This is a genomic window from Micromonospora sp. S-DT3-3-22, from assembly GCF_015354745.1.
GTDB lineage: Bacteria > Actinomycetota > Actinomycetes > Mycobacteriales > Micromonosporaceae > Micromonospora > Micromonospora wenchangensis.
On sequence record NZ_JACGMO010000175.1, the window covers coordinates 1 to 11,241 of the forward strand.

11 protein-coding genes and 2 pseudogenes are annotated in these 11,241 nt (G+C 75.6%); 9 read left to right on the forward strand and 4 right to left on the reverse strand.

Annotation, left to right across the window (positions count from 1 at the left end; all coding sequences use genetic code 11):
- The 5 genes and pseudogenes from H1A17_RS31550 to H1A17_RS31570 form a co-directional block, all read left to right on the forward strand.
- Positions 1-339, forward strand: a pseudogene (locus tag H1A17_RS31550) (hypothetical protein); the annotation flags it as partial.
- A 56-nt stretch (positions 340-395) separates the two neighbouring features.
- The gene (locus H1A17_RS31555) at positions 396-1,586 is read left to right on the forward strand and encodes a hypothetical protein (RefSeq protein WP_240762594.1); all 1,191 of its coding nucleotides are present in this window, start codon (positions 396-398) and stop codon (positions 1,584-1,586) included.
- A 22-nt stretch (positions 1,587-1,608) separates the two neighbouring features.
- Positions 1,609-2,475: a PHP domain-containing protein gene (locus tag H1A17_RS31560; RefSeq protein ID WP_145917768.1), complete on the forward strand. Its 867-nt coding sequence runs from the start codon at positions 1,609-1,611 to the stop codon at positions 2,473-2,475.
- A 40-nt stretch (positions 2,476-2,515) separates the two neighbouring features.
- A complete protein-coding gene (locus tag H1A17_RS31565; RefSeq protein WP_145917769.1) occupies positions 2,516-3,130 on the forward strand; it encodes a MarC family protein in 615 nt (204 codons plus the stop codon).
- 126 nt (positions 3,131-3,256) lie between these two features.
- Positions 3,257-4,093, forward strand: coding sequence for a PD-(D/E)XK nuclease family protein (locus tag H1A17_RS31570; RefSeq protein ID WP_194823590.1), 837 nt, complete (start codon positions 3,257-3,259; stop codon positions 4,091-4,093).
- Between the two features lie 36 nt (positions 4,094-4,129).
- Here H1A17_RS31570 and H1A17_RS31575 read toward each other — a convergent pair whose 3' ends face one another.
- Complete coding sequence (locus tag H1A17_RS31575) at positions 4,130-4,984, reverse strand: oxygenase MpaB family protein (RefSeq protein WP_145917771.1); 855 nt, start codon at positions 4,982-4,984, stop codon at positions 4,130-4,132.
- A gap of 167 nt (positions 4,985-5,151) precedes the next feature.
- On the opposite strand from H1A17_RS31575, the gene H1A17_RS31580 reads away from it, so the two are divergent.
- On the forward strand, positions 5,152-5,634 hold the full coding sequence (locus tag H1A17_RS31580; RefSeq protein ID WP_145917772.1) for a DUF2231 domain-containing protein: 483 nt from the start codon (positions 5,152-5,154) through the stop codon (positions 5,632-5,634).
- 991 nt (positions 5,635-6,625) lie between these two features.
- Positions 6,626-6,808 carry a hypothetical protein gene (locus H1A17_RS31585; protein WP_309236914.1) on the forward strand — a complete coding sequence of 61 codons (183 nt, stop codon included), beginning with the start codon at positions 6,626-6,628 and terminating at the stop codon, positions 6,806-6,808.
- A 111-nt stretch (positions 6,809-6,919) separates the two neighbouring features.
- Here H1A17_RS31585 and H1A17_RS31590 read toward each other — a convergent pair whose 3' ends face one another.
- Complete coding sequence (locus H1A17_RS31590) at positions 6,920-7,471, reverse strand: flagellar biosynthesis protein FlgA (RefSeq protein WP_194823587.1); 552 nt, start codon at positions 7,469-7,471, stop codon at positions 6,920-6,922.
- Between the two features lie 298 nt (positions 7,472-7,769).
- Here H1A17_RS31590 and H1A17_RS35725 point away from each other — a divergent pair, with 298 nt between their 5' ends.
- Positions 7,770-8,009, forward strand: coding sequence for a hypothetical protein (locus H1A17_RS35725; RefSeq protein WP_309236915.1), 240 nt, complete (start codon positions 7,770-7,772; stop codon positions 8,007-8,009).
- A gap of 62 nt (positions 8,010-8,071) precedes the next feature.
- Here H1A17_RS35725 and H1A17_RS35730 read toward each other — a convergent pair.
- Both H1A17_RS35730 and H1A17_RS31600 read right to left on the reverse strand, forming a co-directional pair.
- Positions 8,072-8,350: pseudogene (locus H1A17_RS35730) on the reverse strand (FmdB family zinc ribbon protein); the annotation flags it as partial.
- 68 nt (positions 8,351-8,418) lie between these two features.
- Positions 8,419-9,063 carry a 5-formyltetrahydrofolate cyclo-ligase gene (locus tag H1A17_RS31600; RefSeq protein WP_194823588.1) on the reverse strand — a complete coding sequence of 215 codons (645 nt, stop codon included), beginning with the start codon at positions 9,061-9,063 and terminating at the stop codon, positions 8,419-8,421.
- 85 nt (positions 9,064-9,148) lie between these two features.
- On the opposite strand from H1A17_RS31600, the gene H1A17_RS31605 reads away from it, so the two are divergent.
- Positions 9,149-11,241, forward strand: a 2,093-nt coding sequence (locus H1A17_RS31605; protein WP_194823589.1) for a diguanylate cyclase, incomplete at its 3' end; no start/stop codon positions are given.

The following is an 11,241-nucleotide window of genomic DNA, read 5'->3' on the forward strand; positions in this document are numbered from 1 at the left end:
CTCGCCGCCCGTACGCCGTCGCCCGACCGGGCCACCGGCGGCACCCCGACACCCGCGCCGGGCCGGACCCCGGCCGGCGGGGGGCGGCGGGCCGCCCGACGCGCCGGTCCACCGGTGGCGGAGACCAGGCCGCCCGCCGCGGAGCACGCCGGGGCGCTGCCCGCCTCCGACCGCCCGCCACCCGCCCGCACCCCCGCCGGTGGGCCGCCCACCCGGGCCGGGGCCTCCCCGCCGGGAGCGGCACCCGCCGGGACCGGCGCCGACCCGGCGACGGCCCAGCCGGTCGGCGCGGGCACCCGACCGAACCCGACCACCGCGCTCGCTGCGGAGAGCCGATGAAACCCTCCTCACCCCGGACGGACAACCAGACCGGTGCCCCCGAGCGTCCATTCGCCGTGACGCACGACGAGCCGCTGGAGCAGGCGCTCCGGGAGACCCTCGCCCAGCGGGTCGCCGTGCCGCACCGGCTGCCCGTCGACCCGGCCGGGACGGCGCTCGGGCGGGCCCGTCGGGCGCGGCGACGGCGTACCGTCGCCGGGCTCGCCCTGGCCGGCGTGGCGACCGCCCTGGTCACCGGGGGGATGACCCAGCTCGGCGGCCAGGCGGACCGCCCCACCACGCCGACCGTGGTGCTCGGCGACCCGCGCGGGGTGGCCAGCCTGTCCGCCGGGCCGGTCGCACCCGCCCCGCCGCAGCCGTCGACCGACGGCGGGGTCGACCTGATCGTCGCCGGCACCCTGGTCACCGTCGCCGGGCAGCGGTACGACCTGGGCGTCGGGCCGGTCGAACGTGCGCAACGGCTGCCCGAACACGGTGGCTGGCTGCTGACCGGGGCGGTCACCGCAGCCGGCCGTACTCTCTGGGTGGTGCCCGCCGGCGGTGAGCCCCGGGCGTTGCTCGCCGGGGCGGACGAGATCGCCCTGTCGCCCGACGGCCGGCAGGTGGCCTGGCGTGACGACGGCCGGCTCTTCGCCGCCGGAATCGTCGCCGGTCAGCTCGTCGCCCTCGTGGCCGGCCCGCCCGCCGACGCGGTGCCGGTCCGGTTCGTCGGCGACCGGGTGCTGCTGCGGGCCGGTTCCGCAGGCGGACACCGGTGGTGGCGGCCGACGCCGGGCGGGTCACCCGGGCCCGTCGCCCCGGACGTCCTCGACGTCTACGGGGTCATGCCGGACGGCCGGCTGGTCGCCCGGGTACGCGCCGGGGCCCGGAGCTGCCTGGCCGTGCTCGCCCCCGACCTGACCCCGACCACCACCCGGTGCGCGCCGACGCCCGCCGCCGACGGTCGGGGTGCGGTCTCCCCCGACGGGCGCTGGCTGCTGGTCAACGGCCGGCTCGCCGGGGTCGACGGCGCCGTCCTGGTCGACCTGGCCGACACCGCCCCGCCGTCGCGGACCGTCGGCCCGGTGATCGACGGCGTGGTGACCTGGACGGACACCCGGACGGCGGCGTACGTCGACCGGAACGGCGCACTGGTCCGGCTGCGCCCCGACGAGGCGCTGGCGGGCCAGCCGGCCACCTCGACCCCGGTCGCCGGGGTCGGTGACGGCGTCCGGCCGGTGCTGGTGACCGGAACCGACCCGGGGTGACCCGCCGGGTAGCGTCGGGATCATGCCCGCGCGCCCGTTGATCGACCTGCACGCCCACTCCACCGCCAGCGACGGCACGCTGGGCCCCGCCGAACTGGTCCGGGCCGCCGCCGACGCCGGGTTGGACGTGGTGGCGATCACCGACCACGACACCACCGCCGGGTGGGCAGCGGCGGCCGACGCGTTGCCGGCCGGGCTCAGCCTCGTGCGGGGCGCGGAGCTGTCCTGCCGCTGGCAGGGTGCGGAACCGGCGCTCCCGCTGCACCTGCTGGCGTACCTGTTCGACCCGGAGCACCCCGAGCTGGTCGCCGAGCTGGCCCGGGTACGGCAGGCCCGCGAGGCGCGCGGGGAACGGATCGTCGAGCTGCTGCGCGCCGACGGGATCGACGTGAGCTGGCCGGAGATCATGGCCGCCGCCGACGGGGGCACGGTCGGCCGCCCGCACATCGCCGCCGCGCTGATCCGGGCCGGCCTGGTCGCCACCACCACCGAGGCGTTCGGCCGGGAGTGGCTGGGGCAGCGGTACCGGCTGCCCAAGGAGGACATCGACGTGTTCCGGGCCGTCGCCCTGGTGCGGGCGGCCGGCGGCGTGCCGGTGTTCGCCCACCCCCGGGCCAGCCGGCGGGGGCGGATCGTCCCCGACGAGCTGATCGCCGAGCTGGCCGACGCGGGGCTGGCCGGCCTGGAGGCCGACCACGAGGACCACACGCCCGCCGAGGCGGCGCACGTCCGGCGGCTCGCCACCGACCTGGGCCTGCTGGTCACCGGCTCGTCGGACTTCCACGGCAGCCACAAGACCGTCCGGCTGGGCGCGCACACCACCGCCGTGGAGGCGTACGAGCGGATCGTCGCGGCGGCCTCCGGAGTGACCGGCGTCGCTTCCGGGTGATCCGCGTTTCGCCTGCCAGCGGCACCGCTACCCTCGTCCGGTGGATCTCAAGCTCTTCGGTGAGGTCTTCGTGACCCTGCTGGTCATCGTCGACCCGCCGGGCATGATGCCGATCTTCCTCGCCCTGACCGGCCCGCTGCCGGCCCGTGACCGCAACCGGGCCGCCTGGCAGGCGGTCGCGTTGGCGCTCGGGGTCATCGTGGTCTTCGCCGTCGCCGGCCAGACCCTCCTCGCCTATCTGCACGTCGACCTGCCGGCGTTGCAGGCCGCCGGTGGGCTGCTGCTGATCCTGGTGGCGCTGGAACTGCTCACCGGCAAGGCCGACGACCCCAGCCAGCAGGTCACCTCCAACATCGCCCTGGTGCCGCTGGGCACCCCGCTGCTGGCCGGTCCCGGCGCGATCGTGGCGACCATGCTCTTCGTGCAGCAGGCCGACGGCGTCGGGCAGGTCTCGGCGATCGCCGCCGCGATCGTCGCGGTGATGCTGGCGGTCTGGGTCGTGCTGCGGTTCTCCGGCGGCATCGTCAAGATCCTCCGGCCGGGCGGCATCGAGGTGCTGACCCGGATCGCCGGCCTGCTGCTGGCCGCCATCGCCGTGCAGCTCATCGCCGACGCGGTGGCGGCCTTCGTCACCCAGTACGTGAACATGGGCTGATCCGCCCGCCGTGCCGCCGCCGGGCTGTCGTACCGGGCTGGCAGGATCACGGGGGTGCGACGAGCCTCTTCCGCCGGCACCCCCCGGCCCCGCTCCGGCCAACCCGAGCAACTCGGCTTCGCCGGCATGCCCGAACGGCTCTTCACCTGCACACCCAGCAAACTCGGTGCGTACGCCGACTGCCCCCGGCGCTACCGCTACGCCTACCTGGACCGGCCCGCCCCGCCGAAGGGCCCGCCGTGGGCGCACAACTCGCTCGGCGCGAGCGTGCACACCGCCCTGAAGAACTGGTATGCGCTGCCCGCCGACCGGCGGCGTCCCGAGGCGTTGCCCGCCCTGCTCAAGGGCACCTGGGTCCGCGAGGGCTACCGCGACGACGAGCAGGAACGGGCGGCCTACCAGCGGGCGCTGGGCTGGCTGGAGGGCTACGTCGCGACCCTCGATCCCGGCGACGACCCGCTGGGCGTGGAACGGGTGGTCGCCGTGAAGACCGCCGTGCTGGCCTTCAACGGGCGGGCCGACCGGATCGACTCCCGCCCCGGCCCGGACGGCCCCGAACTGGTCATCGTCGACTACAAGACCGGCCGTACCGGGCTGGACGCCGACGACGCACGCGGCTCGCAGGCGCTGGCCCTCTACGCGTACGCCGCCGAGCGGACGTTCCGTCGACCCTGCCGGCGGGTGGAGCTGCACCACCTGCCGACCGGCACCGTCGCCGGGCACGACCACACCGAGGAGTCGCTGGCCCGGCAGCTCAGCCGCGCCGAGGACACCGCCCGGGACATCATGGCCGCCGAACGGGCGGTCACCGACGGGGCCGACCCGGACGAGGCGTTCCCCGCCGTCGCCGGGCCCCGCTGCGGCTGGTGCGACTACCGCCGGGCCTGCCCGGTCGGCGCGCAGACCCCCGGCCGCGAGCCGTGGTCGGCGATCGACCGTCCCGCCGCTCCGGTGACCGACTGACCGGCCTCCCGCGTCGGGGCGACCCGTCAGGGGTGGTCAGGCGGCGGCGGTGAGGCGGGCGGCACGGTCCTTCGCCGCCTGCTGGATCGGGCTCTCCCGCCAGTTGCGGGGCAGCGCCGTCAGGGCCAGCCGCAGCGCCCGCACGCTCAGGTCGGCCGACAGCGCGGTGGTGGGCAGCCCCAGGCCGCCGTAGAGCCGCAGCGCCCACGGCGGCAGCAGCGCGAGCGCCGTGCCGGCCACCCCGAAGTACGCCCAGCGTGGCGGCCCCAGGCTCAGCCCCAGGCGGGCCGGTCGGCTGAGCTTCCACGGGATCGGCGGGGCGGTCAGGAACAGGGCCGTCTCCGCCGCCTCCTTCGTCATCCGCAGCTCGGGCCGGACCGCCCGGTAGTAGTCGGCCACCTCGGCGGCGCTGCCCGGCACCCCGGCCGGGTCCAGTCCCACCAGCGCGGCGGCCCGCCGCTGCTCGGCGTAGTACCCGTCGACCTCGGTATCGGTCAGCGACAGACCGGCCCGCCGGGCGGTGCTCACGAACGACTCGACCTCGGTGACGTGCACCCAGCGCAGCAGGTCCGGCTCGTCGATCCGGAACTGCTCCCCGGTGAACAGGTCGGTGGCGCGCAGCCGGGCGTGCCGGGCCCGCAACCGCCGGCCGGCCTGCTCGGCCTCGGCGGTGGTGCCGTAGTTCACCGTGTCGATGTACGTGCCGGTGCGGACCAGCCGCCCCCAGGCGTCCGACCGGTAGTTGCTGTTCTGGGCCACCCCGGCCATCGCCCGGGGGTGCAGGGTCTGGAGGTAGAGGGAACGCAGGCCGGCGACGATCAGGATCGGCTCGTCGTGCACCTTCCAGGTGACCGAACCGGGACCGAAGAGGCCGAGATCGTCGCTGTCCACCAGTCAACAGTGCCACGTCCGGCGTCGTGCCGCCCGCCGTCGGGAGGGGGCCGGGGTGGCCGGCGGCGTGCGGTGAACCGGAACGTTCGACGCCGCGTGTACGCCTACGGGGCAGGCCGCGACGTACGCTGACTGCCGCAACCCGCATTCCACGCTCGGAGGTGTCGGTGTTCAAGGAGATCAACGGTCTGCCAGGTCACGTCCTGGTGGTCCACGCCGTGGTGGTCTTCGTGCCACTGCTCGCGCTGCTGGCCAGCGCGTACGGCCTGATGCCGCGCTGGCGGCCCCGCCTCGACTGGGCGGTGGCCATCCTGGCCGTGGTCACCCCGGTCCTCGCCTGGGTGGCGACCGAGTCGGGGGAGGCGTTCGAGGCGGCGCTGCGGGCGAAGGGCTACTCGCCCGAACTGCTCGCCAAGATCCACGAGCATTCCGAGTACGGCGAGACGCTGCAATGGTTCACCATCGGCCTGGCCGTGGCGGCGTTGCTGCTGCTGGCGGTGACCAGCACCCGGGTGCGTACCCCGGACCTGCCCGCCTGGACGACCTGGGTGCTGACCGCGATCACCGTGGTGCTGGCGGTGTTCGCCCTGGTGTACGTCTATCTCACCGGGGACAGCGGCGCCGCCTCGGTGTGGAGCAACACCTTCTGACCGGTGACCCGGGTGGGGTCGGGGTCTCGTCCGTCGGCGGTCTCGTCGGGTTTGCCCTGCCGTCCGGCAGCGGTCAGAACAGCGCCCGGGAGCAGAGTAGGCAGAGCAGCACCAGCAGCACGACCCCGACCACCGCGCCGACGCTCCAGGTGATCCGTTGCGCCTGCTGCTCCGCGGTGTCCATCGCCTCCATGTCCTGCGCCGGCAGGGTACGGGCCGGGGTCGCCGCCAGGTGTACGGGAGGACGCCAGCCCGGCGGTGGGGGCGTGGTCGGCGGCGGCCCGGCGTAACCAGCCGTCCCCGCCTGCCCCGCGCCCGCCCACCCCGGCCTGCCCGTTCCCGGTGCCGGCCTGCCCGATCCGGGTACCGGCCTGCCCGGTCCCGGTGGGGGCCCGCCCGTTTCCGGTACCGCCGGGCCCGCTCCCGGTCCGGACGCCCCCGTGCCGGGTCCCGCGTCGGACGGTGCCCCCGCACCGGGCTGGCCGGGCGGTGGTGCGGGCTGGGTCGGTGGTGGAGCGGACGACCGAGCCGGAAGACCCGTCGCCGACCCGTCGGCGGGGCTGGCCCAGGGCGAGGGGGCCGGTGAGGTCCCCGCGTCCGTCGCCGCTCTGGACCCGGCTCCCGTTTCCTCTCCCGGGCCGGCTTCGGCGGTTGCTCCTCCCACTCGGGCTGCGGAGCCTGCCTCCGCCGTACCCGCGTCGCTCGCCGGGGGTGTCGGCCCGGTGGGGGAGGGGGTGGGTGGCTGGTTGGGTGGGCGTCGCCAGTACTCGTCCTCGGGGCTGGCACCGCTGGGCGTCGTCACGCCGTCCGACGCTACCAACGTGACGAGCTAGTCAGCCGGTTCGACGCGGCGATCTTCGACCGGTGCACCCCCGCGCGCTGGTGGCGGTGCGGTCGCCTGCATCCCGCCCGCTGCGGTCCGGGCGGGTGCCGGAGAAGCACCTTCGGTGGTGCGCCGGGGTGGCGCCGGCGCGGAGTAGTGTTGCCGATCGTGAGCCCCGAGGACCCGGCCGGGCATGGCGTGCCCGGCGACGACGACCGTACGGTCGACCTCAGCGACGACTTCGTGGTGCTGCCCGAGCAGACCACCGACGACACCGACTTCGGCTGGGGTGAGCGCCGGGGCGGCAACGACGACTGGTTGCTCGCCGAACGCCCCCCGCACTGGAGCTGACCACCCCGGGGCCATCCGGCCGGGCGCGGTCTTTGGCAAGATCCACTTATTGGTGGCGATGTTGCGCTATCCGGGGTAGGTGATAGCGCAACATCGGCCCCGACGAGTGGATCAACCCCGGATGACGACGCTGAAGCGGCTGCCCTCCGGCTGGCCGACGGAGCGTTGCGCCTGATCGGGCCGGACCGCCAGGTAGAGCGCGGACGAGCCGTCTACAGCGTCCCGACCCACCACGTCGAGCACCAGCGCGTCGGCGGCCAGCAGGACCGTCTCACCGGCATTCCGTCCCGCCGGTAGCACGAGCAGGTCGACCCGCGCGCCGGGGCGCAGGACCGCGAGAGCGGCCGGCTCGGCCAGGCGTACGGGCACTCCGACGAAGCCGCTCGGCAGTGGCAGCGCAGCCCGAGCATCCCCGTCGGCGGCTCGATCACGGTTGGCTGGAGCGGACCGGCCACCGTCCTGGCCATGCGGGACGGCGACCTCGTCGGCAGCCGTACGCCGGTGGGATGTGGTGGGGGCGGGCCGGCCGGCGTCCAGGACGATCACCGCCAGCCCCAGCAGGACGGCGACCAGTATTGCGCGCAGCAGGGTCGCCCCACCCGGCCGGCGCGGCCAGCGGAACGGTCGTAGCGAGCCGTCACCGTCCGCGCCCCTGGCCGCCATGACCCACCTCCGCTGTCCGCCGGGCTGCCGTGGTGACATCCCGGCTCAGCAGGTTAGGCGGAAACCACACCCCTCACGAGCCGTTGTCCACAGCCTGTGGACAACGGCTCGCCCTGTGGAAAACCCGACCCACCCCCAACCCGCCCACTGCCCCGGGTCAGGCCCGGTGATCAAGAGGTTTACGTCATCCGCAGAGATCCACTTGACCTGAATCTCTTGATCAACCCGGGCTGGCGGGGCGGGGGCGAGGGGGCGCGGAGGTGGGGCGGGGGAGGGAGGGGGTCAGGAGGAGGTGCTGGTGGCGGGGGACTTGGTGGGGCTGGAGGACGACGAGCCGGACCCCGAGGACCCGGATGCCGAGGAGCCGGACCCCGAGGATCCGGATCCTGAGGAGCCGCCCGAACTGGACGACGAACCCGAGCTGGACGACGAGCCGGAACCGGAGGCGTCTCCGCCGGACGAGGAACCCTCCGACTTCGCCGGCTTCGCCGCGCCGCTCTTGCCCTCGCTGCCGGAGGCCCGGGAGTCGGTGCGGTAGAAGCCGGAGCCCTTGAACACGACCCCGACCGAGTTGAAGACCTTGCGCAGCCGCCCCTCGCACGCGGGGCACTCGGTCAGCGGCTCGTCGGAGAACGACTGCACCGCCTCGAGCTGGTGGCCGCACGCGGTGCAGGCGTACTGGTACGTGGGCACGTTCTCCTCCGGATCTGGCACGGCCGGTTGGCACTCGACGTATTCGAGTGCCAATGGTGCGTCATCGGACCCGGGTTCGTCCAGCGGACGTGATCGTGATCCGTCCACCGGGCGTCCCCGTCCCCGGGCCCGCCGGGCGCGGACCGCACCCCACCGCAGGCCGCGACACCAACCGGACCAGACCATCAACCGGACGGCAGCATCAAACGCGCCGCAGCATCAAACGCGCCGCGGCGTCAAGCCGGCCCCCGCCGTCAACCCGCCACATGATCGACAGACACCGGCGGCGGAAGCGTGAGCAACCCGTCCGACGGGGTGAGCACGGCACCCACCGGCCGGTCGTGCGGCTGGGCGGGCAGCGCGGGGAGCAGTTCGCCGTCGTGCAGCAGCGCCACGGTCAGGGTGGTCGCCGGCACCCGGGCCAGGGCGCGGTCGTAGGAGCCGCCGCCCCGACCCAGCCGGAGGCCGCGCCGGTCCACCGCCACCGCGGGCACCACCACCAGGGTGGCCCCGACGATCGCCGTCCGGCCCCGCCGGGGACCGTCCGGCTCGCGCATGCCCCGGCCGGCGGCGACCAGGGTGCCCGGCCCGGCGTACGGGGCCCAGTCCAGGTCGAGGTCGTCGCGGAGCACCGGCAGCAGCAGTTCCGCCCCGGCGGGCAGGGCGGCCCGCAGTACGTCGGGCAGGTCGGGGCCGCCCGGTTCGGAGCCGACCGGCACGTACCCGGTCATCCGGGCCGGCCGCAGCCGGCGTACCAGTGCGGTCAGTTCGGCCTGGACGCGCGCCGCGGCGGCGGCCCGTCGGGGCGCGGTGAGCGCCCGACGGCGGGCGAGCAGCGCGCCGCGTGCCTCGCGTTTGGCCGCGTGGGCGGCTTCCGCTCCATCAGAAAAATCGGGCACGCAACACTCCTGACGCAACGCTGTCAATACGGTCGCTCTGTGTCAGCATCGCAGGAACGGGCCTGGAACTTCCGGGGGGACAGCGTTGACGCTACGCGGGCGGTTGACGGCGGCCTTCCTCACGGTGGTGCTCGGTCCGGTGCTGCTCGGCGCGGTGTTCGTCGGCACCACGCTGTCGACGGTGGACCGCAGCCGGTCCACCGAACGCCTCGGTCTGGCCGCGTCCGCCGTGCGTACCTCGATCGACGCGCTCTGCCAGCAGTTGCGGGCCGCCGCCGACGCGGTGGCCCTGCGCCCCGACGCGGCGACCCGGGCGGGTGCGGCCGGTCAGGTGGTCAGCCGGGGCCTGGCCGCCGGCGTGCTGGTCACCGACGTGGCCGGCGGCACCACGTACGCCACCCCGGGTGGGCCGGCGACCCCCTGGCAGGACTGCACGGGGACGGCCCGGACCGGCGGGCCGGTGCGGGCGCTGAGCGCCCGGGTGGACCTGCGTGACCCGGCCGGCACGCCGCTCGGCACGGTGGCCGCCGCCGAGGTGGTCGACCCGGCGTTCGTGGCCCGGCTGGCCGCCGCGACCGGCGTCGCGGTCACCCTGCTCGACGACGCCGACGGCCCCGACCGGATCACCCACACCACCGAGACCCGTCGGGTACGCGAGGAGGTGCTCGCCGCCGCCGGTGGCCTCGACGGCGACCGGGTCACGACGACCCCCGACGGCCGGTACGTCCGGCGGCTCGGGCCGACCCCCGGGCAGCCGCTGCCGCTGCTGCTCTCCGTCGCCGGTGAACGGCCGTCGGGTCTGCCGGCGGCGCTGGTCGGGGCGGTGCTGCTGGCCGCCGTGCTGGCCGTGCTGACCGCGTGGCGGCTGGCCCGGGTCACCACCCGGCCGCTGGTGGAGCTGGCCGGGGCGGTGGACCGGGTGGCCCGGGGTGACCTGACCGCCCGGGTGCCCGTGCGCAGCCGGGACGAGATCGGCCGGCTCGCCGCCGCGTTCAACCGGATGATCCGGGAGACCGCCGGGTACGTGACCGCGCTGACCAGCAGCCGGGACCAGTTGCGCGGGCATCTCGGAGTGCTCGGGGACACCCTGGCCAGCACCCACGACCTGCAACGCATCCTGCGGGTGATCCTGCACAGCGCCATCGCGGCGACCGGGGCGCGGGCCGGGGCGGTGCTGCTGCGCGACGACACGGCGACACTCGTCGGGCAGTGCGCCGAGGGGCTGGCCGGGCGCTGCCCGGCGGGCACCGAGCCGGAGGAACTGCGGGTGCCGGTGGGCGCGGGGGTGGTCGGTGCGGTCGCCGCCACCGGGGAACCGCAGCGGGGCCGGGTGCCGTCCGGGGCGACGCCGCCCGGCGAACCGTGGTGCGAGACGTACGTGGCGGTGCCGTTCACCGCGCCCGGCGGGGACGCCACCGGTCGGGACCCTGCGGTCGGCGTGCTGGTCCTCTACGACCGGCTGGGCGGCGACGAGTTCGACGACGACGACCTGGCCACCCTGCGTACCTTCGCCGGGCACACGGCGGTGGCGGTGGAGAACGTCCGGGTGCACGAGGAGGCGCAGCGGCTGTCGCTGACCGACCCGTTGACCGGGCTGTGGAACTACCGCTACCTGCGCGAGTCGTTGCGTCGGGAGGTGGAGCGGGCCAGCCGGTTCGGTCGGATGCTCAGCATCCTCGTCCTCGACCTGGACCGCTTCAAGACCGTCAACGACAGTTACGGGCACGCCGCCGGGGACGCGGTGCTCGCCGAGTTCGCCCGCCGGGTGCGCGGCGAGATCCGCGAGGTGGACCTCGCCTTCCGGCAGGGCGGCGAGGAGTTCGTGGTGCTGCTGCCGGAGACCGACGCCCGGGGCGCGGCGACCGTGGCCGAGCGGTTGGGTGCGGCGGTGCGGGAAACCCCGGTCGTGGTGGCCGGTCACGCGGGGGTCCCGACGACGATCGCGGTGTCGGTCTCCATCGGCATCGCCGTCTATCCCGATCACGCCAGCACCGGCGCGGAGGTGCTGGACGCCGCCGACGAGGCGTTGTACGCGGCCAAGGGTGCCGGCCGCGACGGCTACCGGGTGGCGACCACCCGGCACCGCACCGCCCCGCCCCGGGACGGTACGGCCGCCGAGGTCGCCGTGCCGGCGGGGGCGACCAGCCCGGACGACGGCCTGCCCCGCGCCGGGCCGCC